Below are 26091 nucleotides of genomic sequence, written 5' to 3' on the forward strand. Positions count from 1 at the left end.
ATGATTTCTCTTGTGACTCTTCTACGCGGCCGCCTCCTCGTCTTCTGCGCGATCGCCATGTCTGCTCTCGTGCTGAGGCTGGCGGTCACCTCGTTCACCCCGCTTGCCTCGCAGATCCGGGAGGACATCGGATTCTCGCCGACGGTCGTCGGGGTGTTCGGAATGGTGCCGACGGCGATGTTCGCGCTGTTCGGACTGGGGACGCCGCTCATCGCCAAGCGGTGGGGCCTGGAACGGACCGCCCTCGTCGCGATGCTGATGGCCGCGGTCGGCATGCTCACGAGAGCCCTGATGAGCGACACCTGGTCGTTGCTGGCACTGTCGGCGCTCGCGCTGGCAGGCATGGGAATCGGCAACGTGGTGATTCCGCCGCTCGTCAAGCGTTACTTCTCCGACCGGCTGGCCGTGATGAGCTCGGTGTACATCGTCGGCGTGCAGATCGGCACCATCGCGCCCGCCTTCGTGGCCGTCCCGCTCGCCGAGGCATTCGGCTGGCGGTTCTCGATCGGCGTGTGGGCGCTCCTCGGCTTCGCCGCGGCGGTCCCGTGGATCTTCCTCCTCGCCCGCGAACGACGTCGCGCCGTGGTCGTGACGGCGCAGCCGCCGGCGGACGTTCCGGCCGAGCGTCCCCACGGGAAGGCCTGGCGATCGCCCGTCGGCTGGGGAATGGCCGGCATGTTCGGGATGACGTCGATGATCACGTACTCGATGTTCACCTGGATTCCCGACATCCTGTCCGACGCCGGTGCGAGTGAGGCGTTCGGCGGTGCCATGGTGGGACTGTTCTCGTTCATGGGCCTCGTCGCGGCGTTCGGCGCCCCCACGCTGTGCGCGCGTATGCGCAACCCGTTCCCGATCGTGATCGGGTGCGCGGTCTGCTACCTCGTCTCCTTCAGCGGACTCCTGCTCGCCCCGATGAGCGCGCCGATCCTGTGGATCGTGCTGCTCGGGCTCGGGCCCAGCACCTTCCCGATGTCGCTGACACTGATCAATCTCCGCACGCGCAGCCATCTCGGCTCGGCGACGCTGTCCGGTTTCACCCAGGGTGTGGGTTACGCCGTCGCGTGCCTCGGTCCGTTACTGTTCGGCGTGTTCCACGATGCCTCCGGCGGGTGGACCCTGTCGTTCGGATTCTTGACGTGCGGCGTGGTGATCCTCCTCATCGCAGCGTTCCAGGCATGCAAGCCGCGCATGCTCGAGGACAGCTGGCACGTCGATTCGGAGCCGCAGGACGCTCTTCGACACGTCTAGGAAACATGCAGGAAACCTCACATCGGCCCAGCTGAAAAGTGAGGATCAGTTGACGTTGCGGTCACCGACCGCAGCACCGCCGCAACACCGGTTTTCTACCTTTGGGTCTCCCACACAACGAGGAGGCCCGGGTGAAGAAGCACTACATCGAGCACTGGGACGCGGAAGACGTCGACGCCTGGGAGGCGGGCGGCAAGGACATCGCCAAGCGGAACCTGATCTGGTCGGTAGTCGCTGAGCACGTCGGCTTCTCCGTCTGGTCGATCTGGTCCGTCATGGTCCTGTTCATGCCGACCGACATCTACGGCATCGACGCGGCGGGCAAGTTCTTCCTCGTCGCGGTCCCGACCCTCGTCGGCTCGATTCTGCGGATCCCGTACACGGTGGCGACGGCCCGCTTCGGCGGCCGCAACTGGACCGTCTTCAGTGCCCTCGTCCTGCTCGTGCCGACGCTGTTCACGCTGTACCTGATGATGAACCCCGGCGCGTCGTACACGACGTTCATCCTCGTGGCCGCCCTCGCCGGCGTCGGCGGCGGCAACTTCGCCTCGTCGATGACCAACATCAACGCGTTCTACCCGCAGCGCCTCAAGGGCTGGGCGCTCGGCCTCAACGCAGGCGGCGGCAACATCGGCGTCCCGATGATCCAGGTGATCGGCCTGCTCGTGATCGCCACCCTGGGTAACACGGAGCCGTGGATCGTCTGCGCCGTCTACCTGGTCTTCATCGCCGTCGCCGCGGTCGGCGCCGCCCTGTTCATGGACAACCTCGGCAACCAGAAGTCCGATCTCCGGTCGATGGCCAAGGCGCTGAAGTTCTCCGACTCGTGGGTCATCAGCTTCCTCTACATCGGCACGTTCGGCTCGTTCATCGGCTTCAGCTTCGCGTTCGGCCAGGTGCTGCAGATCAACTTCCTCGCCGGCGGCGCCACCCCCGCCGCGGCTGCGCTGCACGCCGCGCAGATCGCCTTCATCGGACCGCTGCTCGGCTCCATCGCGCGGCCGATGGGCGGCAAGCTCGCCGACCGCATCGGCGGCGGCAAGATCACGCTGTACACGTTCGTCGCCATGGCGCTCGCCGCCGCAGTGCTGGTCACCGCGGGGACCATCGACGACGGCACGCCCGGCGCGGCCACGGCCGGAGTGCTGGTGGCGTTCGTGTTCGGCTTCATCACCCTCATCCTGCTGGCGGGCATCGGCAACGGCTCGGTCTACAAGATGATTCCGTCGATCTTCGAGGCCAAGGCGCAGGGACTCGAGGGATTGAGCCGGGACGCCAAGGCGGCGTGGTCGCGGGCGATGTCCGGCGCGCTCATCGGGTTCGCGGGCGCCATCGGTGGCCTCGGCGGCGTCGGCATCAACCTGGTGTTGCGCGCGTCCTACGGCGGCACCGCGAAGTCGGCGACCATGGCGTTCTGGGTGTTCCTCGCCTTCTACATCGCCTGCATCTTCGTCACCTGGTTCGTCTTCCTGCGCCGCCCGTCCGTCACCCGTGGGCTCACCGTCTCCGGCGACGACGAAAAGGTGTCGGTCTCGGCGTGACCTCACGCAGTACCGCATGAACTCGAGTAATTCAGCTAGAAGGAGCGACGGCATGAGCCGCAAGTCAGCAGTGGTCATCGGACACGGAATGGTCGGACATCGATTCGTCGAGGCGTTGCGTGCGCGCGACGAGTCGGACGACTGGTCGGTGACGGTGCTCTGCGAGGAGCCCCTCCCCGCGTACGACCGGGTGGGACTGTCCTCCTACGTGGGGGCGTGGGACCACAAGGAGCTTGCGCTCGCGGGCAACGACTACCCGGACGACGCTCTCGTCGATCTCCGGATCGGCCGCCGGGCCGCGACCATCGATCGGGAGTCCCGCAAGGTCACCACCGATTCGGGCGAGGTCGTCGCGTACGACGCTCTCGTGATGGCCACCGGTTCGTACCCGTTCGTGCCGCCGATCCCCGGGCACGACCGGCCGGAGTGCTTCGTCTACCGCACGCTCGACGACCTCGACGGCATCCGGAAGCGGGCCGACGCGGCCGGTCCCGGCGCCGTCGGTGTCGTCGTCGGCGGTGGTCTGCTCGGACTCGAGGCCGCGAACGCCCTCAAATTGATGGGCATGACACCGCACGTCGTCGAGTTCGCACCCCGGCTGATGCCCCTGCAGGTGGACGAGGGCGGTGGAGCGCTGCTCGCCAACCTGGTCACCGACCTGGGTCTCACCGTCCACACGGGTGTCGGCACCGCAGGCATCACCGAGGGTCCGGACGGGATCAGCGTCGAACTGTCCGACGGTTCGGTGATCGAGGCCGCGCTGCTGGTGTTCTCCGCGGGTGTGCGGCCGCAGGACCAGCTGGCCCGCGACGCCGGACTCGAGGTCGGCGAGCGGGGCGGGATTATCACGGACCTCGGCTGCCGCACGTCGGACGAGAACATCTACGCGGTCGGCGAGTGCGCCGCGGTGGAGGGACGGTGCTACGGCCTCGTCGCACCCGGCTACACCACCGCGGAGATCGTCGCGGACCGGTTGCTCGGCGGGGCGGCGGAGTTCCCGGGCGCCGACCTGTCCACCAAGCTCAAGCTGATGGGTGTGGACGTCGCCAGCTTCGGCGACGCGCACGCTCAGACCCCAGGCGCCCTGGAGGTGGTCCTCAGCGACGCCGCCAAGGGCACCTACGCCAAGCTGGTGGTGTCCGACGACGCGAAGACGCTGCTCGGCGGCATCCTCGTCGGCGACGCGTCCGCATACGCGTCGCTGCGCCCGCTCGTCGGCCGTGAACTGCCGGGCGATCCGGCCTCGCTCATCTCACCGGCGGGGGAGAAGCCCGGCGCCGGCTCCCTGCCCGACGACGCCGAGGTGTGCTCCTGCAACGGCGTCACCAAGGGTTCCATCTGCGGGGCCATCGCCGACGGTGCCTGCGACATCGCGCAGGTCAAGAGCTGCACCAACGCCGGAACGACGTGCGGCGGCTGCCTGCCGACGATCAAGCAGCTCCTCGCGTCGTCCGGCGTGGTGATGTCCAAGGCGCTGTGCGAGCACTTCGAGCAGTCCCGCGCCGAACTGTTCGAGATCGTGCAGGCCACCGACACGCGCACGTTCTCCGCGCTCATCTCGAAGTACGGGAAGGGGTCGGGCTGCGACATCTGCAAGCCCGTCGTCGCATCGATCCTGGCGTCCACCGACTCGGATCACATCCTGCACCGCAACCAGGCGGGCCTGCAGGACACGAACGACCACTTCCTCGCCAACATCCAGAAGAACGGCACCTACTCGGTGGTGCCGCGGATGCCCGGCGGCGAATGCACGCCCGAACAGCTCATCGTCATCGGCGAGGTGGCCCGCGACTTCGGCCTCTACACCAAGGTCACCGGCGGTCAGCGCATCGACCTGTTCGGCGCCCGCGTCGAACAGCTACCCGCGATCTGGAAGCGACTCGTCGACGCGGGCATGGAGTCCGGTCAGGCCTACGGCAAGTCGCTGCGCACCGTGAAGAGCTGCGTCGGATCCACCTGGTGCCGGTACGGCGTGCAGGACTCCGTCGGCATGGCGGTCGACCTGGAGAACCGGTACCGGGGCCTGCGGTCCCCGCACAAGCTCAAGTTCGGTGTCTCGGGTTGCGCCCGCGAATGCGCCGAGGCACGCGGCAAGGACGTCGGCGTCATCGCCACCGAGAACGGCTGGAACCTGTACGTCGGCGGCAACGGCGGCCAGTCCCCGAAGCACGCCCAGCTGCTCGCCGGTGGGCTCGACGACGAGACCCTGGTCCGCTACATCGACCGGTACCTCATGTTCTACATCCGCACCGCGGATCGTCTTCAGCGCACCGCGCCGTGGGTCGACTCCCTCGAAGGCGGGCTCGACCACCTCAAGGCAGTGGTGTGCGAGGACAGCCTGGGCATCGCCGCCGACCTCGAGGCGGCCATGGCGAAGCACGTTCTGGGATACAAGGACGAGTGGGCGGGCGTGCTCGAGGACCCGGAGAAGCTGTCGCGGTTCGTGTCGTTCGTCAACGCGCCCGAGGAAGCCGATCCGACCGTCTCGTTCGACGACACGGGCGTCCGGAAGGTCCCCGTGTTGATGGGAATGCCGAAATTCGCAGCTTCTACACCGGAGTAATCCCCGCTTAACGCTGCGGAAACACCGACCCCGAACGATGTATCCCAGCACGGATACACACCAGCCCGAAGGAGGACTGTGATGACCGTCGTCGACATGAACGTGCACAGTGCCAGTGGAACCAGGCGTGAAAGCGTCCAGTCAGGCCGTCTCGAATGGACGTCCGCGTGCCCGCTCAGCCAGCTGATTCCCGGTCTCGGGGTGGCGGTACTGCTGCGAGGCGGGGAGCAGGTGGCACTGTTCCTGCTCGAGGACGGAACGCTGCGCGCCGTGGGCAACATCGACCCGTTCGGGCGCGCGGCCGTGATGTCCCGCGGCCTCGTTGGTGACCGGGCCGGCGAGCCCACCGTGGCGTCGCCGCTGCTCAAGCAGGTGTTCTCGCTGGTCGACGGACGCTGCCTCGACGACGAGTCGGTGTGGTTGCCCGTGTACGACGTGCGGGTGTGGGCCGGCGTCGTCCAGGTTCACAGCACGAACGCGTGAACGACGACACGCCGCTGTGCGGATTCACGATCGGAGTCACGGCGTCCCGGCGTGCGGAAGAATTCGCCACGCTGCTGACGCGGCGCGGTGCCACCGTGGTGCACGCCCCGGCCATCCGCATCATCCCGCTGGCCGACGACACGGAACTCGAGCGCGTCACGCGCCAGATCATCGACAACCCGCCGGAGATCGTCGTCGCGACGACGGGGATCGGGTTCCGCGGCTGGATGGAGGCCGCGGACGGCTGGGGTGAAGCGGAGGAGCTGGGCCGCGCACTGGCGTCGAGCCGCCTGCTGGCCCGCGGACCCAAGGCGAAGGGCGCGATCCGGGCCGCGGACCTGCGGGAAGAGTGGTCACCCGCCTCGGAGTCGTCGGCCGAGGTGCTCGATCACCTGCTCGGTGAGGGCGTCGAAGGCAAGCGCATCGCGGTCCAGCTGCACGGTGCCACCACGGAATGGGAGCCCGTCGCGGACTTCTGCGAGGTGCTCCGCTGCGCGGGCGCCGACGTGATCGCCGTCCCCGTCTACCGGTGGACACCGCTCGAGGACCAGGCCCCGATGGACCGGATGATCGAACTGATCGCCTCCGGCGGCCTCGACGCGGTCAGCTTCACCAGCGCACCGGCGGTCGCCTCGCTGCTGACCCGCGCCAAGGAGACCGGAATGATCGAGATGGTGCTGCACTCGTTCCGGCACCGAGTCCTCGCGGCCTGTGTGGGGCCGGTGACCGCGGGACCGCTGCGCGAACTCGAGGTGCCGACGACGACGCCGGCGCGCTCGCGGCTGGGTGCCCTCGCGCGGCACATCGCCGACGAACTGCCGAGGCGGGCGAACAAGATCCAGACCGCCGGACACGAACTGAGCATCCGCGGCGGCTGCGTCGTCGTCGACGGCGAGGTGCGGCAGCTGCCCCCCGCCGCGATGTCGCTGATGCGCACGCTCGGCGCCCGGCCCGGCCGGGTCGTACCCCGGGACGAACTGCTCGCGGCGCTGCCCGGTGGTGGTGGCGACACCCACGCCGTGGAGACGGCCGTGGCGAGGCTGCGGGCGTCCCTGGGCGCACCGAAAGCCGTCCAGACGGTGGTCAAGCGGGGATACCGCCTCGCTCTCGACCCCGTCGACTGCGTCGATTCACGTGAGGAGGGACAGCAATGAACGAGACAGCACTGGTACTGGTGGCACACGGCACGCGGAGTCCCCGGGGCGTGGAGATGATCGCCGCGCTCGCCGACGCCGTCGCCGAGCAGGTCGGACCCACCCGGGTGTCCTTCGTGGACGTTCTCGGGCCCTCACCGGCCGAGGTGCTCCGCGACATCACCGGGCCCGCCGTCGTGGTCCCGGCGTTCCTCGCGTCCGGCTACCACGTCCACACCGATGTTCCGCGGGAAGTCGCGGACAGTGGTCACCCCTCGGTGGCCGTGACCCGGGCGCTGGGACCGGACCCTGTTCTCGCGGAGGTCCTGCTGCGGCGCCTCGTCGACGCGGGCTGGCGGCCCGGCGACGCGGTCGTGCTCGCCGCGGCCGGCTCGTCCGACCCGCGGGCCCTGCGCGACGTCCGGCGCGCCGCGGCGTTGCTGTCGGAGCTCGTCGCGTCGCGGGTCCGGATCGGCTACGTGGCGACAGCGCAGCCGCGGGTCCCCGACGTGGTGGCCGGATTGCGTGCGAGCGGCGAGAAGCGCGTGTTCGTCGCGTCGTATCTCCTGGCCCACGGACTGTTCCACGCGCGCCTCGCCGATGCCGGTGCGGACGGAGTGGCCGAGCCGCTCGGTGTCGATCCGGCCATCGTCGACCTCGTGGCGGAGCGCTACCGAAGCGGAATTCCGGCAGCGTTGCGCACCCTGTCGTTCCAGCGCTGACCCGTCAGCGCGGTAGCGGCACCAGTTCGGCCAGATCACCGTCGGCCGCGCCCGCCGGTACCAGCGCCAGTGCTTCGCGGTCGATCAGGCCCGCGAGATGCGCGGTGCGGATTCCGGGGTCGACGCGCCACGTGCCGTCCGGTTGCGGGACCGCGGGCAGGATCCGGGTGGCGTCGCCACTGACCTCGGACGCATTCGCGATACGCGCCAGCTGACGCGGTGGCGGGATACGACCCGTGAGTGCGGCCGCGATGGACGGAACCGTGGTCAGGAGCGTCACGACCGCGGCGTACGGATTCCCGGGCAGCCCGAGTACCACCCGCCCGTCGGGCAGCAGCGCGGTGACCTGCGAACCGCCCGGGCGGCACCGCACCCGCCCCACCACGATCCGGGCCTCCGCCCGGTCGAGCGCCGCACGCAACTGGTCGGCCGCGCCGCCGCCGGTGGCCCCGACGATCACGATCAGATCGGGCTGGCGGACTTCCCGGAACAGTTCGTCGAAGCTGTCGGACGTGTCCCGCAGGTGGGTGTCCGCGACCGTCCGGATGCCGCACCACGAGAGGAACTGGGGGAGAACGGGTCCCAGAGCGTCCCGCGTCTGCCCGTGTCGCAGCGGACCGTCCCGCCGGATCTCGTCTCCTGTCACCACCACGTGCGCGCGGACGGGTCCGCGGACCCCCGCGGTGGTCACCTCCGCGCTCGCGGCGGCGGAGACGAGGGCGGGCGTGACGGCCGTGCCCTCCGCCGCGAGCCGGTACCCCTCGTGCCAGTCCTCGCCACGCCGCCGCGCGTCGTCGCGCACGGGGGCGTCCTGACTGCGGGACAGTCGCGGCCCCTCGGAAGTGTCTGTCGCCACGGCGAATTCGTCCCGCACGACAGCGGTGGCGCCGCTGGGGAGGTGCGCACCCGTCGCGATCCGGGCCGCCTCGCCCTCCGTCAGTTCGAGTTCCTCGGAGCTCCCCGCGTACCGGATGTCGTCGCGCAGCATCCACGGACCGTCGCCTGCGACGGCGTATCCGTCCATGGCGGAGACGGCGATGCGCGGGAGAGCTTCGGCGGCGAGCAGCGGCTCGACGAGGGTGGCGCCGAGCGCCGTGCCGAGCGCCGCGGACCGCGGCGGGAGCGGGGGGACAACAGTCAGGATCGCCTCCCGGGCCTCGGCGATCGTGACCGGCGCCGCCGCGGCCCTGCTCCGGGCCCGCTCGACGTCCTCCGGTGTGTCGCAATCGGTGACGCCGCGGACGAGGACCGTGTCGAACGCGTCCGGAACGAGCGCCTTCATGGGCTGATTGACCGCCGACCCGAGCGCGCGCACGCGGTCGGTCAACGCACCGACGCGCCACGCGGACAACAGGAACTGCAGGCGGCCCGACTCGTCGATCGCGAACACGGTGTCGGCGTCCTGCACGGCCGCGGCGAGGGCCTCCACCATCGTGGGCTCCGCGAACGGCAGGTCCGACGCGAGCAGAATCACCCGGTCGTCCGGTTCGGCGTCGAGCACGGCGAGTCCGGCGGCCACCCCCGCGACCGGCCCGGCGCCCGGCGGCGTCTCCTGCGTCTGGAGCACCGTCGAATCGAGGTCGGCGCGCCGAGGTCCCACGACGACGATGCGCTCACAGTCGTCGACGGCGTCGAGGGCGGTGTCGAGCATCCGGCGTCCGCCGACCACCACGGCCGGCTTGTCGACGCCGCCCATCCGAGTGGCTCGTCCACCGGCGAGGACGATCGCGTGAACGGGTGCGGCAGAGTTCATTCCCTCATGCTGCCGCACATCCTCAGTCGCTGTGCAGGTGGCTGCGCGGAGGTCCGGCGAGCCCGGACCGTCCGCCGCGCGCCGTGCTGACGCAGAGCCAGGCCACCGACGCCAGGCTGAGGGCCAAGAGGATTCCAATTACCAGCATGTATCGATTGTCGGGGCAAAGTGGACCGCGAATTCCAGTCCTCTGTGGGAAAGTGGCCTGTATGAGTGTCGAACCAGTCCGAAGCGTCTCGGCAACCGAGTTGGCGGTGCTGCTCGGTGCGGCGCCCACCGGCGGGCAACCGCTGTACCGCGGGCTCGCCGACGCCCTCCGCGAGAAAGTGGCGGACGGGTCGATGGCCGTGGGAGTCCGGCTGCCCGCCGAACGGGCCCTCGCGGAGGAGCTCCGGCTCAGCCGGGTGACCGTCAGTGCCGCGTATCGCGAACTCCGCGAGTCCGGTTGGGCGTCGGCGCGACACGGATCGGGAACCTTCGTGGCGATGCCGTCGGGACCGCCGGCGTGGGGAAGCATGGTGGGCGCGCCGGTGGACGGTGTCATCGACCTCGTCAATGCCGCGCCGGCGGCCGCCCCCGAACTCAGGGAGGCCTACCTGGAGGCCGTCGACGAGTTGCCCCGCTTCATGCCCCAGCACGGATACCACCCCGGCGGACTGACGACGCTCCGGGCGGCGATAGCAGGCCACTACACCCGCAGGGGCCGCCCGACCACCCCGGACCAGATCCTCGTCACGGGTGGCGCAGGTGATGCCACCGAAGTGGTCTTCGAGGCTCTGGTCGAGGCGGGCGACCGCGTCCTGGTCGAACACCCGACCTATCCCGGGGCGGTCGAGTCCGTGCAGGCGGCCGGCGGCAGACCCGTTCCGGTGGCGATCGATGCGACCGACCCGGACGCGTTCGTCGCCGAGGTCGACCGGGCCGCGCGGCAGAGCGCCCCGACGGTGGCGTACCTGATGCCGGACTTCTCCAATCCCTCGGGAGCCAGGGCGACCCCCGAGGGCAGGCGGCGACTGGCCGCGACCCTGGCGCGCCACGGCGTGGTGACCGTCGTGGACGAGGTGGCGGCGGAACTCGTGCTGGACGGTTCGGACGACCACGAGCCGTTCGGCGTCCCGGTCCCGGAATCGGCGGCCGTGGCGATCGGCAGCCTCAGCAAAACCGTGTGGGGAGGTATCCGCATCGGCTGGGTGCGCGCCGAGGCCGCCCGCACCGCGCAGATGGCCAAGATCATGGCACGCAGGCAATTGTCGGTCTCGGTGCTGGATCAGCTTGCGGCCGTGCGCTTGTTCGCCCGCCACGACCGTCTGGTCACGCAGCGCCGCCGCGATCTCCGGGTGCAGCGGGACGCGCTCGCGGCGGCGGTCGACGAGCGGTTGCCCGGGTGGAACTACGTGCTGCCCGCCGGGGGACTGTCCCTGTGGTGCGCGCTCCCGGCCGGAACGAGTTCGACGGAACTCGTCGCCGCGGCCCGGTCGAGGGGCTTGCTCCTGGCTCCCGGGCCCCGGTTCGGCACCGGCCATCTGTTCGACGACCACCAGCGGTTGCCCTTCACGCGGCCGGTGTCCGAGCTGACCGCAGCCGTGAATATCCTTGCCACCCTGGTCGTGTCCGGCGACGCGTCGATGTCCGCGGCGCCGACGCTCGTCGTGTGACGTGCGGGGGTCCGGTTTGAAAGTACCTGTGAATCGAAGTATCGGTCAGAGACCAGTTCGGTACCGGGAAAGGGGCTGATCTTTATCGACGCTCTGGCATAGTGATGCCGTCGACCGCTCGCTGAATTGTGGGGTATGTCATGGGCTCGTTGTTCCGCAGATCCTTCGGCACCGCTGTACTCGGCTCGGTCCTCGCGCTGACTGCCGCCCTCGTGGGCGCAGGCACCTCCTCGGCGCAACCACCGTTGCCGATGCCCCCCTTGCTGTCCGCACCCGCTGCCGACGCGATCTTCCCCGTCGCCGACCCCGACCCCTTCTACATCCAGCCCGCGGACGTCGCCGACCATGCACCGGGCGAGGTCCTGAAGATCCGCCAGCTGCCGCCGTCGTACTACTTCCCTGGCAGCGCGATGTGGGAGCTGCTGTTCCGGACCACCGACTCCGAGGGCAGGCCGATCGCGGCGAACACCACGTACGTGCTGCCCCCGAACCACGTCCCGGACGGCCCGCTGGTGTCGTACCAGCACATCATCAATTCGCTGGGCAACAAGTGCAAGATCGTCACCGAGCTCTACACCACCGACCCCCTGCACCAGATCCGCGAGGCCGCGGGACTCAACATCGCACTCGCGCGCGGGTGGGCAGTGGCGCTGCCCGACCATCTCGGACCGAGGATGGCGTACGGCGCAGCGAAGCTCGGTGGCCAGATCACCCTCGACGGCATCCGCGCCGTGCAACGGGTCCCGGAACTGCAGGTGCAGAACAGCAAGGTCGGGCTGGGCGGGTACTCCGGCGGCGGCATGGCCACGGCCTGGGCGGCGGCGCTGGCGCCGAGCTACGCCCCCGAACTGAACATCGTCGGCGCCGCCGAGGGCGGAACCCCGATGAACCTGGTGAAGATGGCGGAGGCGCTCGGCACCAACCCTCACCCCGCGTTCGGTCTCGCGATGGCCGCCGCACTGGGCCTGGAACGCGAATACCCGGACCGCATCGACGTCAGCGGCCAGCTCAACGATCAGGGCCGCTGGATGAAGCAGATGATCGGCAACGGATGCACCAACGAGATCATGCTGTTCGGACTCGGGCGCAGCGCGTCACAGATGACCGACAACAAGAACTTCATGGACGATCCGGAAGCGTGGAAGGTGATGGAGGAGAACAGTCTGGAGCTGTATCCGGGCGTGCCCACCACGCCGATCTTCGAATGGCACAGCCCGACGGACGCACTGATCCCGGTCGATTCGATCGACACCACCCTGCGGCGGTACTGCGACGCGGGCACACCGGTGCAGACGCTGCTCACTCCGACCCCCGACCACCTGTCGGCGGCGGCGCTGGGACTGCCGCAGGGGCTGGACTGGATGGACGCCCGGTTCCGCGGTGATCCCGCGCCGAGCACCTGCTGAGGCGGGCGGGACGTCAGCCGGACCGATCGAACCGGTGCCGGGCCGCCGCGAGATCCACGCGGCCGTCCCGGATGGGAACACCCTCGAGTTCGAGCTTCGCGATCTGCCGGTGCGCGAGGTGCGGCGCCGGTCGTCCCGACGCGCCCAGCACCCGGTGCCAGGGGAGGTCTGCGGAGTCGGTGCGCATGATCCAGCCGACCGTCCGCGCACTGGACAGCCCTGCCGCCGAGGCGATGTCGCCGTACGTGGCCACCCGCCCGGGCGGAATCGACGCGACCAGCGCGCGGACCGCCTCGACCTGTTCCTCCGTCGTCGCGACCATCAGAGGAGTGTGCGGACGAGCTCGGCGACCTCGTCGGGCCGGGCCTGCGGCACCATGTGATCGCAGTCGAGGTCGACGGCGGTGAGGTTGTCGCCCAGATGGTCGGTGAGAGCCTTGCGGAACTCGGGTGTGACGTACGGCGGCTGCACCTTCGACGCCTGCACGAGGACGGTCGGCAGGTGCGCGGGCGGCAGGACGGCCTCGCGTGCGAGCTCGCCCCAGGCCGTGACGACGGCGGGGGTGGACAGCCGCCAGTTGACCCGGCCGTTCGCCAGCGGCACCAGGTGTTCGGCGATCTCGTTCTCGAGGACGTCGCGGGCCACTTCGCCCCACGAGCCGTGCACCTTCTCGGACCGGGCCTCCGCGACGTCGGTGTAGTCGGGGGAGGAGATGGTGAGATCCGCCACCGATTGCATCAGCTCGGCATCGAGCCCGATCGCGGGATCGAGCAGCACGAGTCCCCGGACGCGGTCGGGGACGGCCCGCGACAGGTGCAGTGCCAGGGCACACCCGAACGAGTGGCCCACGACCAGCACGGGTCCCCGGGCGTGTGCGTCGAGCGTGTCGACGAGACTCCTGACGTGGGCCTCGAGATTCCACGGCGGCGACCACGTGGAGCGGCCGTGGCCGAGCAGGTCGGGGGAGATCCAGCGGGCGTCCGGCAGGTGGTCGGTGGCCAGCGCCTCCCACCGTCTGCCGTGACCGGTGAGTCCGTGCAGGGCGAGGATCTCCGTGCCGTCCTCGGCGCCGAACAGGTACGTATTCAGTGCTGACACGTGACCCATGATGCCGGATCGGGTCGCCGCACGGGATGTCGGACCGTTCTGGTGGAATGCCATCCATGACGGAATCGGCGGTGCGCACCAGGACGTCGGTTCCCCGTGCCCGGCTCGTGCACCGCCAGAACCCGGTCCGCGAGGCCCGGGTGTGGGACGACGCCACGCAGCGGGTCCTCACCGCACCGCCCCTCGGCCTGGGCTGGAATCCCTGGCAGGTGCTCGGCGGCCCGGGAACGGGCAAGACGTCGCTTCTCGTCGACGTCGCGGTGGACCGGATCGCCGGCGGCGAGGACCCGGAGTCGGTGCTCGTCCTGACCCAGTCGAAGCGAGCGGCGGGGCGGGTGCGCGAAGAGATCACCGCCGCCCTCATCGGCCACGACGAACATCACGGCCCCCGCGCCACGCGCGAACCGCTCGTCCGCACCGTCCACTCCTACGCCTTCGCGGTGCTGAGACTACAGGCCGCCGCCCACGGAAATCCACCCCCGCGGCTCATCACCGGCGCCGAACAGGACGCGGTGCTGCGCGAGATGCTGCACGGCGACATCGCGGACGGCGGCGAGATGTGGCCCGAACGTCTGCGTCCCGCACTGGCGCTGGGCGGCTTCGCCGTCGAACTACGCGACCTCATGCTGCGCTCGAGCGAGCGCGGTCTCGGCCCGGAAGACCTGATCAAGCTGGGCCAGCGGCACTCCCGTCCCGAGTGGGTGGCGGCGGGGATGTTCGCCGCCCGGTACGAGCACGGCATGCTGCTGCGCGGAGCCGTCGGTGTCGAGGCCCCCGAGGCCACGGCGCCGGCACTCGACGCCGCCGAACTCATCGGCGCGGCCCTCACCGCGTTCGCCACCGACCCGGACCTGCTGCGCACCGAGCGGGCCCGGGTGCGGCACCTGCTCGTCGACGACGCCCAGCACCTCGACCCGCAGGCCGCGGAACTCGTCCGGCTCCTCGGCACCGGTACCCGCACCACGGTCGTCGCCGGCGACCCGGACCAGTCGATCTACGGCTTTCGCGGAGCAGACCCGACATTCCTCGCCGAGCTGGCCGACAAGGGCGATCCCCGGCAGGTGTTGCTGCCGGTCAACTTTCGCAGTTCGGCGGAGGTCGCGACCACGGCGGCCCGGATCACGTCCCGGCTACCAGGACACCTGCCGCATCGGATCTGGAGCCCCGCGCAGGACGGTGGCCGGACGTCGGTCCGGGTGCTGAGCACGGCGGCGAAAGAGGCCGCGCTCATCGCCGACACCCTGCGTCGCGCCCACCTCCTCGACGGGGTGCCGTGGTCGGAGATGGCGGTGATCGTGCGCTCGGTTCCGCGGGCCCTGGCGCCGCTGCGCCGCGCCCTGCTGGGTGCGGGTGTGCCCGTCACCACCGCGGCGTCCGAGCTGCCGCTGGCCCGTCAGCACGGGGTGTCGGGACTGATGCTGGTGCTGCGGGCCCTGTCGGGTCAGGAATTCACGGGCGAGGACGCGCTCGCCCTGCTCGCCGGCCCGGTCGGCGGCGCAGAACCCGTGGCGCTCCGGCGTCTTCGCCGTGGTCTGCGGCGCGCTGAGCTGGCGTCCGGCGGCGACCGCGACTCGGCGGAGCTCCTCCGTCTCGTGCTGGTGGGCGAGACCGACAGCACCCGCAGGGTCACGGCCAAGCTGACCGACGTCGAAGCGGCATCCCTGAACCGGGTGCTGTCCGTGCTGCGCAAGGCGAAGGTTCCCCTGGACCGCGGGCGCGGCATCGAGGACGTGCTGTGGGCGGCATGGCAGGCCACCGGACTCGAACGCCGCTGGTCGGCGGCCTCCGCCCGCGGGGGTCCGATCGGCGCACAGGCCGACCGCGACCTCGACGCCGTGGTCGCCCTGTTCGACGCCGCGGCGAGTTACGTCGACCGCCTCCCGCGCGCACAGCTCGCCGGGTTCGTCGACTACCTCACCGGGCAGGCCATTCCCACCACACGGAACGTCTCCGCAGTCCCGGTCGACGCGGTCTCGGTGCTCAGCGCCCACTCGGCTGCCGGCCGCGAATGGGACGTCGTCGCGGTCGCGGGTGTGCAGGAAGGGCTGTGGCCCAGTCTGCGGGCCCGCGGAAGTCTGCTCGGCACCGAGGCGCTGATCGATCTGACGGCCGGAGTGTCCGACGGCAGCGAGACGGCCGCCGACCGGATGTCGCGCACCGCACCGCTCCTGGCCGAGGAACGCAGGCTGTTCCTGGTGGCGTGCAGCCGGGCGCGGCGGAGTCTGCTCGTCACCGCGGTCGACTCGGCCAGCGGCGACGCCGACCTCGTCCACTCCCGTTTCGTCGACGAACTGCTCGCCGGAGACCAGGATTCGGACGTCGAGGAGGCGGTCGTGCAGGCGGAGGATCCCGCGACCCGGGTCCTCGCTCTCCCCGCCCTGGTCGCCGAATTGCGCAGCGTGGTCTGCGATCCGGACGTCGCGGAATCCGACCCCGCCCGGCAGGAACGCGCGGCGCGCCAACTCGCCCGGCTCGCCGACGCCGGAGTGCGCGGTGCACACCCGGACCAGTGGTACGGCACCGCCGCGCCGAGCACCGGCGTGGCGTTGTGGAACGAGGAGGACGGACCGGTGTCGTTGTCGCCGTCCACCATCGACCTGCTCAACACGTGCGCGCTGCGGTGGCTGCTCGAACGCCACGGCGGGACGGACGGCGACAACACTCACGCCATCGCCGGAACGCTCGTGCACACGCTGGTGCAGGCGCTCGCCGGGCGGATCCCGCCCGATCAGGTGGCACGCGCGCTCGAGAATGCCTGGGAGTCGATCGATCTGGGATCTCAGTGGTACTCGCGGCGCGAACTCGACCGCACCCGGGACATGCTCGCCACGTTCACTGCCTGGCTCGGTAACACCCGGTCCGAACTCACCGAGGTCGGTGTCGAGGTGGCAGTCGACGGCGTCCTGGAACCGCGGGAAGAGGGTTCCCCGACGATCCGGCTGCGGGGGCGGATCGATCGGCTCGAGCGTGATGCCGAGGGCAGGCCCGTCATCGTCGACGTGAAGACCGCCCGCTCACCCGTCACCAAGGACGACGCCCAGCAGCACGCCCAGCTGGCGGCGTACCAGGTGGCGGCGGCGGTCGGCGCGATCGACGGGGAGCCGGCGTCGAAACCCGGTGGGGCGCGGCTGGTCTTCGTCGCCAAACCGCACAAGAGGGAAGGCGCGACCCAGCGGGTGCAGGCACCGCTGGAGGACGAGGACCTCGAGGTGTGGCTCGCGGTCATCCACGCGGCAGCGGCGGCCACCAAGGGGCCGGAGTTCCTCGCCCGCGTCAACGACGGTTGCCGGCACTGCCCGGTGCGCACGAGTTGCCCCGCGCACGACGAGGGACGGCAGGTGACGTCGGAATGACCATCCGTATCGACCCGGTGGAACTCGCCGTCGGCCTGGGGCAGCACCCACCGACCCCGGAGCAGGCTGCCGTCATCGCGGCCCCCCTCGGCCCGACTCTCGTCGTCGCGGGGGCAGGCGCGGGCAAAACCGAGACGATGGCGGCCCGCGTCGTGTGGCTGGTGGCCAACGGTGTCGTCGACCCCGAGGCGGTGCTGGGGCTGACGTTCACCCGCAAGGCGGCGCAGCAGCTGACCGCCCGGATCAGGAAACGCCTTGCCCGGCTTGCAGGTTCGGACCTGCTCCGCAGGGTCGACCCGGGCGGCGACCTGCGGTCGCGGCTCCTCGCGGGCGAACCGGAAGTCAGCACCTACCACTCCTACGCCGGGCGATTGCTGTCCGAGCACGGGCTCCTGCTGCCCATCGAACCCTCGGCGACGCTCCTGTCGGAGACGGAACTGTGGCAGCTGGCGCACCGGGTGGTCAGCTCGTGGGACGGCGACCTCGACACCGACCGGAATCCGGCGTCCGTCACCGAAGCCGTGCTCGCGCTGTCCGGGCAACTGGCCGAGCATCTCGTCGAACCGGACGATCTGCGGGAGGCCCACACCGAGCTCGACAAGCTCGTCCACACCCTGCCCGCCGGACCGCGGCAGCGCGGCGGCCCCGGAAAGGAACTGCTCGACATCCTCGACACCCAGCAACGGCGGGTGGAACTCCTTCCACTGGTGCACCGTCTCGCGGACACTCTGCGCCGGGAAGGTGCGCTCGACTTCGGCAGCCAGATGTCGCTGGCGGCACGGGTCGCCGCGGACCATCCCGAGGTGGGACTCGCCGAGCGCACCCGCTTCCGGGTGGTGCTGCTCGACGAGTACCAGGACACGGGACACTCGCAGCGGGTGCTGCTGTCGTCCCTGTTCGGCGGTGGCCTCGACGGCGAACTCGCGCTCACCGCGGTGGGCGACCCCATGCAGTCCATCTACGGCTGGCGTGGTGCCTCTGCGGCCAACCTGCCCCGCTTCGCGACGGATTTCCCGCTGGCGAACGGAGATCCGGCGCCGACCCTGGAACTGCTCACGAGCTGGCGTAACCCGCCGGAGGCCCTGGCGCTGGCCAACATGGCGTCGGCGTCCCTGCGCGAGCGGGGCGTGTCGGTCAGCACGCTGCGGGCACGACCACAGGCCGTCCCGGGTGATGTGCGGCTGGCCCTCACCGGTGACGTCGTGCAGGAGCGCGAATGGGTGGCCGACCGCATCGCCGAACAGTACGCGGACGCCACGAGCCGGGGCGAGGATCCGCCGACCGCCGCGGTGCTGATCCGCCGCAACGCGGACGCCGCACCGATCGCGGAGGTCCTGCGTTCCCGGGGGCTGCCGGTCGAAGTGGTCGGGCTCGGCGGACTGCTCCACACCCCCGAGGTGGCCGACGTGATCGCGATGCTCCGGGTGGTCGCCGACCCGATGGCGGGCAGTGCCGCCGTGCGGATGCTGACCGGGGCGAGATGGCAGATCGGGGCCGCCGACCTGACGGCGCTGTCGCGGCGAGCATCCGAACTGGCCATCGGAACCGGCTACGGCACCACCGGCGCCGTCACCGATTCGTCCGCTCTGGCCGACGCCGTCGGCCAGGCGTTGCCCGGTGAACACGCGGAGCAGGCCGGGCTGGCGGACGCCCTCGCGGATCCCGGCCCCGCCGAACGCTATTCGCAGGTCGGCTACGCCCGGATCACCGCCGTCGCGGCGGAGTTGGCGTCTCTGCGTGAGCGGATCGGGCAGCCACTCACCGAGCTGGTGGCCGAGGTGGAACGGGCTCTGGGTATCGGCATCGAGGCGCAGGCCCGGACGCGTCGGTCGGCGCAGGGCAGTGCCGGCCGTGAACATCTCGACGCCTTCGCCGACGTCGTCGCCGGGTACGCGAGCCGCACGTCGGCCACCGTCACCGGACTGCTCGCGTTCCTGTCGGCCGCCGAATCGGTCGAAAAAGGTTTGGCGCCGGGCGAAGTCGAGGTGGACCCGCACCGCGTCCAGGTGCTGACGGTGCACTCCGCGAAGGGGCTGGAGTGGGAAGTGGTGGCGGTACCGCACCTCACGGCGGGCGTCTTTCCGTCGCGGACGGCGTCCGGGTCCTGGCTCGGTGCCGTCGGTGAACTGCCGCCGTCGTTGCGCGGAGACCGTGCGCGGCCGGGGGAGTCGGCCGACGGCGTGCCCGTTCTCGAGCTCGAGAACCTGTACGACCGGAAAGACCTCGAGGAGGCCGTGAAGGCGCACAAGGCGGCGCTGGCGTCGCGCAAACTCGACGAGGACCGCCGGCTGTTCTACGTCGCACTCACCCGCACCGAACGGGTGCTGTTCGCGTCGGGTCACCACTGGGCAGAATCCGGAACCGAGCCCAAGGGTCCGTCGGAGTTCCTCACCGAACTGCGCGACACGGTGACCGACGAGGAGCACGAGGGAATCGGGATCGTCGACATCTGGGCGCCCGCACCCGAACCCGACGAGCAGAACCCGCTGACGAGCACCCCCAAGTCGGCTGTGTGGCCGCGGGATCCGCTCGGGCTCCGCCGGGAGTCGGTCGAGCGGGGCGCGGCGCTGGTCGTCGCGGCGCTGACGAGTGCCGGCGAGCTGGCACCGGCAGGCGAGGACGACGATCCCGAGAACTGGGCAGCCGACGTCGACGCGCTTCTCGCGGAGCGGGAGGCGCGGGCGAACGCGCGCACCGAGGTGGTGTTGCCCGGTCAGTTGTCGGTGAGCCAGCTCGTCGAGTTGGAAGCCGACCCGGACGCCCTGGCCGCCCGGCTGCGGCGTCCGCTGCCGTTCCCGCCGAATCCGCTCGCGCGGCGCGGTACCGCGTTTCACGCCTGGGTGGAGCGCCGCTTCGGGGCCACCCGGCTGCTCGACCTCGACGAGCTGCCCGGTGCCGCCGACACGGATGCGGGCCCCGACACCGACCTCGCGACCCTGCAGGATGCGTTTCTGCGCTCGTCCTGGGCGGACCGCAACCCGACTGAGGTCGAGGTGCCGTTCGAGACTTCGGTGGCGGGCACGGTGCTGCGCGGCCGGATCGACGCGGTGTTCACCGACCCCGACGGCGGGTGGACGGTGATCGACTGGAAGACCGGCGCCGAGCCGAGCGCGGCCAACGAGAAGGCCGTCGTGATGCAGCTGGCCGCGTACCGGCTGGCGTGGGCCGAACTGATGGACGTTCCGATCGAGCGGGTTCGCGCCGCGTTCCACTACGTGCGGACAGGGCGGACGATCGCGCCGGACCACCTGCCCGACGCCGTCGCGCTTGCCCGTCTGCTCCGTTCCGCCGGTTCTCCCGACGAGGAGATCAGGCCTGACGTCGAGCCTTCAGCGACTCGGTGACCAACGGGATCTGCAGCGGAAGACGCAGCAGCACACCGGCTTTCTGCGCATTCGTCGTCTTGGAGCTCTTCAGCCAGTCCACTGCCATGTTGACGTTGGCGGGGAAGACGGCGACGAACAGGAGAGCAGCGAGGCCGCCACCGAGCCTGCGGGTTCGCGGCACGGCGAGCGCGGTGCCGATGGCGAGCTCGGCGACCCCCGACACGTACGTGTAGGTGCGGGCCTCGCCCGGAAGTTGGGTGGGGATCGTGGAGTCGAAGAACTTGGGGGCGACGAAGTGCATCGTGCCGGCGCCGAGCAGCAGCGCGGCAAGGCGGAGTGCGGGCTTCTGGCTCGGTCGTGGTGTGTGGCTCTCTCGTTGCATGACGTCAGCTTGCCCGAACCACTCGGTTCGCGACAACGAGGCTCCGACGTGTCACCGACGGGGCAATCGGGGTTAGGCTGCCAGCCGATGTCGGAGTTCAGTGCAACGTGGGGACGAACATATGGCCGGTAGGCTGCGTGAGAGATTGACCAGGTCGGACACCCTGACCGACCGGCCTGACTTCGCGTTGGTGGGGGTGCTCCGGATTCCGGAGCTGCAGACCAGTCCGGCGCGGGCGATCTACCGCCGCGTGGGTATCGCCCTGGCGGCGTTGATGTTGGCGGTTCTCATCGTCTACATCGACCGGGCGGGCTACCGCGACGCGCAGGACAACGAATTGTCGCTGCTCGACTGCATCTACTACGCGACGGTGTCGTTGTCCACGACGGGCTACGGCGACATCACGCCGTTCACCCCGTCCGCGAGGCTCGTCAACGTTCTCCTGATCACGCCTCTTCGAATCTTCTTCCTCATCGTCCTCGTCGGTACGACTCTCTCCGCGCTCACGCAGAGCTCCCGGCAGGCGTTCAAAATCCAGCGTTGGAGGCAGCACGTGCGCAATCACACCGTGGTGATCGGCTACGGAACCAAGGGACGCACCGCGATCGACGCGATGCTCGGCGACGACGTTCCGCCGTCGGAGATCGTGGTGGTCGACACCGATCACGCGGTGCTCGACTCGGCGGCCAGCAAGGGGCTGGTCACGGTCCACGGGTCCGCCACCAAATCGGACGTGCTGCGGTTGGCGGGCGCGCAGAACGCGTCGGCGATCATCGTCGCGGCCAACCGTGACGACACCGCGGTGCTGGTGACGCTGACGGCGCGCGAGATCGCACCGAAGGCGAAGATCGTCGCGGCGATCCGCGAATCCGAGAACACGCATCTGCTCCGGCAGTCCGGCGCCGATTCGGTCGTCGTGTCCTCCGAGACCGCGGGCCGGCTCCTCGGCATCGCCACGAAGACGCCGAGCGTCGTCGAGATGATGGAGGACCTCCTGACTCCGGAGGCCGGTTTCGCGATCGCGGAGCGCCCCGTGGAGCGGGACGAGATCGGCGGCTCCCCGCGTCACCTCGCGGACATCGTGCTCGGCGTGGTGCGGGACGGGCGGCTGATCCGGGTCGGCTCACCGGAGGTCGATTCGATCGAGGAGAACGACCGACTGCTGTACATCCGTCGGGTCGCCAACTGACCGGCAGTAGTGTCGACGGCGTGACTGAATTCCGGCTGAACGACACCCCGCTCCTGTCCCGCTCCGCCGTCGGGCGGGCCGAGGAATTGCGTTCGGACACGGACGCGCTGCGAGCGGGCTGGCGGGATGCACTGCTGCTGCGCGTCAATCACCGCGGACAGGTGCGGGTGGGGGACGACGGCCTCGTCTTCGCGGAGGCCACCGAACTCGGCCCCGAACCGCAACGCGGGGCGGTCTTCCTCGGCATCCGCAAGGACCGGCACGTGTGGGCGGTGCGGGTGCAGGCGCTGACCGGCGAACTGGCGGATCTCCGGATGCTGGGCGGGACGCTGGACGACGCGGACGCCGGCGTACTCACCGGGGCCCTCGCGATGCTCAACTGGCACGACAGCGCAGGCTTCAGCGCGCTCGACGGCGCGCCGTCCGAGCCGACGATGTCGGGGTGGTCGCGGATCTCGACGAGCACCGGGCACGAAGAATTTCCCCGCACCGATCCGGCGGTCATCTGCCTCGTGCACGACGGCGGAGACCGCGTCCTGCTGGCCCGGCAGCCCACGTGGCCGGCGCGGCGGTTCTCGATCCTGGCCGGATTCGTCGAGGCCGGTGAGTCGCTCGAGACGTGCGTGGTCCGGGAGATCAAGGAAGAAGTGGGTGTCGACGTCCGTGACGTGCGTTACCTGGGCAGCCAGCCGTGGCCGTTTCCCCGTTCGGTGATGATCGGGTTCGCGGCCGTCGGCGATCCCGACGCCCCGCTGACGTTCGCGGACGGCGAGATCGCCGAGGCCCGGTGGTTCACTCGGGACGAGGTGCGCACGGCACTCGAACTCGGCGACTGGGCGTCGGACACCGACGCCCCGCTGCTGCTCCCGGGCTCGATTTCCATCGCTCGCGGAATCATCGAGTCCTGGGCGGGAGCAGCGACGGAGTCCTAGACGCCGAGGAGCTTCTTGACCTGCGCCAACGACGGGTTGGTCGCGGTGCTGCCGTCGGCGAACTTGACGGTGGGGACGACGTGGTTGCCGCCGTTGACGCTGCCGACGAACTCCGCCGACGCCGGGTCGTCCTCGATGTCGATCTCCATGTAGCCGATGCCGGATTCGTCCAGCTGCGTCTTCAGGCGCCGGCAGTAGCCGCACCAGGTGGTGGAGTAGATGGTCAGGGCCGGGGTGTCGGTAGCAGTCACGGCGGATATAACACCACGACTCCGTCGTGTGTTCCCACTGCGGTGTTCGTCCGCTTCGCGCCGTGTCGGTTGCTCCTGTCATGATGGACGCCATGTCAGCAGCCGGCGCAGCAGAGGTGACGAGTACCGGTCTCGATCCCGAACAGTCCGCAGCGGTACTCGCTCCCCGGGGCCCGGTGTGTGTGCTGGCGGGGGCCGGAACAGGGAAGACCCGGACCATCACCCGGCGTATCGCGCACCTCGTGGCCAGTGGGCACGTCGCCGCGGGACAGGTGCTGGCGGTCACGTTCACCGCTCGCGCGGCAGGCGAGATGCGCGGCCGGCTGCGCAGCCTGGGGATCGGCGACGGGGGAGCGCAGGTCCAGGCGCGCACGTTCCACGCCGCCGCACTCCGACAGCTCAGGTACTTCTGGCCGCAGGTGATCGGCGACACGGAGTGGCGGCTGCTGGACCGCAAGTTCGCGGTCGTGTCGTCCGCCGCCGGACGGGTCGGGTTGTCCACCAGCACGGAGAGCGTCCGCGACCTGGCGAGCGAGATCGAGTGGGCCAAGGCCTCGCTGATCGCGCCGGAGGACTACCCGCGTGCGGTGGCCAAGTTACGCCGGGAGGCGCCGGTCGACGCCGCGAAGGTCGCCGAGGTCTATCACGGCTACGAGCAGCTCAAGGCCCGCGGCCAGGACGGGATGCTCCTCGACTTCGACGATCTCCTGCTCCACACGGCGGCAGCGCTCGAGGAGCATTCGGCTGTCGCCGAGGAGTTCCGCGACCGATATCGGTGCTTCGTCGTGGACGAGTACCAGGACGTCACCCCGCTACAGCAGCGTGTCCTCGACGCCTGGCTCGGCGAGCGGGACGACCTCACCGTCGTCGGTGACGCCAACCAGACCATCTACTCGTTCACCGGCGCCACACCCAATTACCTGCTCGACTTCTCGCGCCGGTTCCCCGAGGCCACCGTCGTGCGCCTCGAGCGCGACTACCGTTCGACCCCCGAGGTCGTGTCGATGGCGAACCGGGTGATCGGAGCGGCGCGCGGCAGGATCGCGGGCACCCGTCTGCAGCTGATCGGCCAACGCGACTCCGGACCGGAGCCGAGTTTCGTCGAGTTCGACGACGAGCCGGCCGAGGCCGCCGGGGTGGCGCGCACGATCAAGCGGCTCATCGCGTCCGGCACTCCGGCCGCGGAGATCGCGGTCCTGTACCGGATCAACGCCCAGTCCGAGGTGCACGAGCAGGCGCTGACGAAACTCGACATCCCGTACCAGGTCCGGGGCGGTGAGGGCTTCTTCACGCGCACCGAGGTCCGTCAGGCCGTGGCGGCACTACGGCAGGCCGCGGGCCGCGACGACCTGCCGGATGCGGTCGGCGCCGACCTGGTCACGCTCGTCCGCGCGGTCCTCGCTCCGCTGGGGCTGACCGACGCGGAACCGGCGGGTGCGCAGGCTCGCGAACGGTGGTCGTCGCTGTCGGCGCTGGTCGCGCTCACCGAGGAGCAGCTGACCCAGGACCCGGAGTTGACCCTGGACGCGCTGTTGCGCGAACTGAGCCTGCGCGCCGAGGCACGGCATCCACCCGTCGTGCAGGGTGTGACACTCGCGTCCCTGCACGCCGCCAAGGGGCTCGAATGGGACGCCGTGTTCCTCGTCGGGCTGACCGACGGAACGCTGCCCATCCAGCACGTGCTCGGCGACTCCAACTCGGCACCGGACGAGGCGGCCGTCGAGGAGGAGCGCCGGTTGCTGTACGTCGGGGTGACCCGCGCCCGGGAGCACCTGCAGATGTCGTGGGCACTGTCCCGGAACGAGGGCGGCCGCAAGTCGCGGCGCCGTTCGCGGTTCCTGCACGGCCTCATCCCCGAGGATTCACCTGCCTCGCGGATCGCGGCGCCGGCCAAGAGCACCAAGAAGCGTCCACGGTGCCGGCTGTGCGGAAAACAGCTGATCGGGACGACCGCGACCATGCTCGGTCGCTGCGAGGGGTGCCCGTCCAATGTCGACGTGGAACTGCTCGAATCGCTGCGGTCGTGGCGGCTCGAGAAGTCGCGGGAGCTGAAGGTTCCGGCGTACGTGGTGTTCAGCGACAACACGTTGACGGCTCTCGCCGAGCAGCGGCCGCAGGATGATCGCGGGCTCGTCGCGATCCCCGGGATCGGTGCGAAGAAGCTCGAGCAGTTCGGCGAGGACGTCCTCGGTGTGATCAAGGGAAGCGGTAGTCCCTGAACGACTCCCACGCGGTGCGGGAGTAGCGCGCATCACTGCAGGTCAAAAATAGGTTGTGCGGTTCTGGAGAATTGCCTACTGTGGTTTCAGTGCGCGGGGAGACCCGTGTGGTTCACATCGGATCGAGAAGAAATGGAGGTGGCAGTGAAATGACGAAGTTCCAAGCACATGAGACGGCAGTCGCTGCTGCCTCCGCACTGTTCGGCATGAACGCGGCGGAAACGGCACCGGCGATTGTCTGGTCGGCAGCCCGTCGTCGTCCCGCAGCAGCAGTCGAGTCCGTGTATCGGAGTTGTCGAGGAATTCCTCGGTAGATCAACTCCCACCGTCTTTCCAAGGCCACGGACCCGCATCGCGGACCGTGGCCTTTGTAGTTCGAGCACCTTTCCCGCTCGCAGCCTCGGCTCTGGTTCGCACCCACTTCATCGAACCGAAGAGATTGACCGTCGCAATGAGAGCAGAGGAGAAGGACGTGTCTACCGTGACATGCCGAGGGGTATCCGAAACCTCAACCGCCACAAGCGGATTTGTTCAGATAGTGTCCGCACGTGGTGACCTGCCGTGCCGGGTCGATGATCCCGACCTGTGGTTTGCGGATTCTCCCACCGAGCTGGAACAGGCGAAGGCGCTGTGCGCGTCCTGCCCGATCCGCTCCCGCTGCCTCGACGCGGCCCTCGATCGGGGTGAGCCGTGGGGCGTGTGGGGTGGGGAGATCTTCGACCAGGGTGTCGTGATCGCCCGCAAGCGTCCCCGGGGACGTCCGCGCAAGACTCAGACTCTGGTCTGTGCGTAGAAACCGGTACGGGGCGGGAGAATTCGGGCGTT

At 70.0% G+C, this 26091-nt stretch carries 20 protein-coding genes; 14 read left to right on the plus strand and 6 right to left on the minus strand.

The window, feature by feature from the left end; all coding sequences use genetic code 11:
* The 6 genes from ACNJ7E_RS35345 to ACNJ7E_RS35370 all read left to right on the plus strand — a co-directional run bounded on the left by ACNJ7E_RS35345 (position 1) and on the right by ACNJ7E_RS35370 (position 7693).
* Positions 1-1251, plus strand: coding sequence for a CynX/NimT family MFS transporter (locus tag ACNJ7E_RS35345; protein ID WP_418342073.1), 1251 nt, complete (start codon positions 1-3; stop codon positions 1249-1251).
* 131 nt (positions 1252-1382) lie between these two features.
* Positions 1383-2792, plus strand: coding sequence for an MFS transporter (locus ACNJ7E_RS35350; protein WP_283335227.1), 1410 nt, complete (start codon positions 1383-1385; stop codon positions 2790-2792).
* A gap of 52 nt (positions 2793-2844) precedes the next feature.
* Positions 2845-5355, plus strand: coding sequence for a nitrite reductase large subunit NirB (nirB, locus tag ACNJ7E_RS35355; protein WP_418342074.1), 2511 nt, complete (start codon positions 2845-2847; stop codon positions 5353-5355).
* Positions 5356-5436: 81 nt separating this feature from the next.
* Positions 5437-5838: a nitrite reductase small subunit NirD gene (gene nirD, locus ACNJ7E_RS35360; protein WP_280781654.1), complete on the plus strand. Its 402-nt coding sequence runs from the start codon at positions 5437-5439 to the stop codon at positions 5836-5838.
* A complete protein-coding gene (locus tag ACNJ7E_RS35365; RefSeq protein ID WP_418342075.1) occupies positions 5835-6992 on the plus strand; it encodes a uroporphyrinogen-III synthase in 1158 nt (385 codons plus the stop codon). Before nirD ends, ACNJ7E_RS35365 begins: the two co-directional genes overlap by 4 nt.
* Positions 6989-7693, plus strand: a complete 705-nt coding sequence (locus ACNJ7E_RS35370) for a sirohydrochlorin chelatase (protein ID WP_418342076.1) — start codon at positions 6989-6991, stop codon at positions 7691-7693. The genes ACNJ7E_RS35365 and ACNJ7E_RS35370 overlap by 4 nt, the downstream gene beginning before the upstream one ends.
* A gap of 4 nt (positions 7694-7697) precedes the next feature.
* Here ACNJ7E_RS35370 and ACNJ7E_RS35375 read toward each other — a convergent pair whose 3' ends face one another.
* Both ACNJ7E_RS35375 and ACNJ7E_RS35380 read right to left on the minus strand, forming a co-directional pair.
* The gene (locus ACNJ7E_RS35375) at positions 7698-9446 is read right to left on the minus strand and encodes an NTP transferase domain-containing protein (RefSeq protein ID WP_418342077.1); all 1749 of its coding nucleotides are present in this window, start codon (positions 9444-9446) and stop codon (positions 7698-7700) included.
* A gap of 22 nt (positions 9447-9468) precedes the next feature.
* Positions 9469-9594 (minus strand): hypothetical protein, encoded by a 126-nt coding sequence (locus ACNJ7E_RS35380; protein ID WP_274542819.1) that lies wholly within the window; start codon positions 9592-9594, stop codon positions 9469-9471.
* 61 nt (positions 9595-9655) lie between these two features.
* Between ACNJ7E_RS35380 and yczR the strand changes: the two genes are divergently transcribed.
* Together yczR and ACNJ7E_RS35390 are read left to right on the plus strand one after the other, a co-directional pair.
* Positions 9656-11101, plus strand: a complete 1446-nt coding sequence (gene yczR / locus ACNJ7E_RS35385) for a MocR-like transcription factor YczR (protein ID WP_418342078.1) — start codon at positions 9656-9658, stop codon at positions 11099-11101.
* A gap of 140 nt (positions 11102-11241) precedes the next feature.
* Entirely contained in the window at positions 11242-12507 is a 1266-nt protein-coding gene (locus tag ACNJ7E_RS35390) for a lipase family protein (RefSeq protein ID WP_280781658.1), read from the plus strand.
* Positions 12508-12520: 13 nt separating this feature from the next.
* Here the strand turns inward: ACNJ7E_RS35390 and ACNJ7E_RS35395 are convergent, their stop codons facing one another.
* Positions 12521-12829 (minus strand): MGMT family protein, encoded by a 309-nt coding sequence (locus ACNJ7E_RS35395; protein ID WP_009479577.1) that lies wholly within the window; start codon positions 12827-12829, stop codon positions 12521-12523.
* Positions 12829-13614, minus strand: a complete 786-nt coding sequence (locus ACNJ7E_RS35400) for an alpha/beta fold hydrolase (protein WP_283335274.1) — start codon at positions 13612-13614, stop codon at positions 12829-12831. Before ACNJ7E_RS35400 ends, ACNJ7E_RS35395 begins: the two co-directional genes overlap by 1 nt.
* A 56-nt stretch (positions 13615-13670) precedes the next feature.
* Between ACNJ7E_RS35400 and ACNJ7E_RS35405 the strand changes: the two genes are divergently transcribed.
* Together ACNJ7E_RS35405 and ACNJ7E_RS35410 are read left to right on the plus strand one after the other, a co-directional pair.
* Entirely contained in the window at positions 13671-16967 is a 3297-nt protein-coding gene (locus ACNJ7E_RS35405; RefSeq protein ID WP_418342079.1) for an ATP-dependent helicase, read from the plus strand.
* Positions 16964-20311 (plus strand): ATP-dependent helicase, encoded by a 3348-nt coding sequence (locus ACNJ7E_RS35410; RefSeq protein ID WP_418342080.1) that lies wholly within the window; start codon positions 16964-16966, stop codon positions 20309-20311. The genes ACNJ7E_RS35405 and ACNJ7E_RS35410 overlap by 4 nt, the downstream gene beginning before the upstream one ends.
* On the opposite strand, the gene ACNJ7E_RS35415 is transcribed toward ACNJ7E_RS35410, so the two are convergent.
* A complete protein-coding gene (locus ACNJ7E_RS35415; protein WP_280781662.1) occupies positions 20277-20675 on the minus strand; it encodes a DoxX family protein in 399 nt (132 codons plus the stop codon). The genes ACNJ7E_RS35410 and ACNJ7E_RS35415 overlap by 35 nt on opposite strands.
* A gap of 121 nt (positions 20676-20796) precedes the next feature.
* On the opposite strand from ACNJ7E_RS35415, the gene ACNJ7E_RS35420 reads away from it, so the two are divergent.
* The gene (locus tag ACNJ7E_RS35420) at positions 20797-21864 is read left to right on the plus strand and encodes a potassium channel family protein (RefSeq protein ID WP_009479578.1); all 1068 of its coding nucleotides are present in this window, start codon (positions 20797-20799) and stop codon (positions 21862-21864) included.
* Positions 21865-21884: 20 nt separating this feature from the next.
* Positions 21885-22796, plus strand: coding sequence for an NAD(+) diphosphatase (gene nudC, locus ACNJ7E_RS35425; protein WP_280781663.1), 912 nt, complete (start codon positions 21885-21887; stop codon positions 22794-22796).
* Here nudC and ACNJ7E_RS35430 read toward each other — a convergent pair.
* Positions 22793-23047 (minus strand): mycoredoxin, encoded by a 255-nt coding sequence (locus ACNJ7E_RS35430; protein WP_105413134.1) that lies wholly within the window; start codon positions 23045-23047, stop codon positions 22793-22795. The two genes, nudC and ACNJ7E_RS35430, sit on opposite strands and share 4 nt — an antisense overlap.
* 80 nt (positions 23048-23127) lie before the next feature.
* Here ACNJ7E_RS35430 and ACNJ7E_RS35435 point away from each other — a divergent pair, with 80 nt between their 5' ends.
* The gene (locus tag ACNJ7E_RS35435; protein ID WP_105413133.1) at positions 23128-25266 is read left to right on the plus strand and encodes an ATP-dependent DNA helicase UvrD2; all 2139 of its coding nucleotides are present in this window, start codon (positions 23128-23130) and stop codon (positions 25264-25266) included.
* 451 nt (positions 25267-25717) lie between these two features.
* Entirely contained in the window at positions 25718-26059 is a 342-nt protein-coding gene (locus tag ACNJ7E_RS35440) for a WhiB family transcriptional regulator (RefSeq protein ID WP_016883149.1), read from the plus strand.
* Positions 26060-26091 lie beyond the last annotated feature (32 nt).

It is taken from the genome of Rhodococcus mengyinensis (assembly GCF_048381435.1).
Classification (GTDB): Bacteria; Actinomycetota; Actinomycetes; order Mycobacteriales; family Mycobacteriaceae; genus Rhodococcus_F; species Rhodococcus_F opacus_D.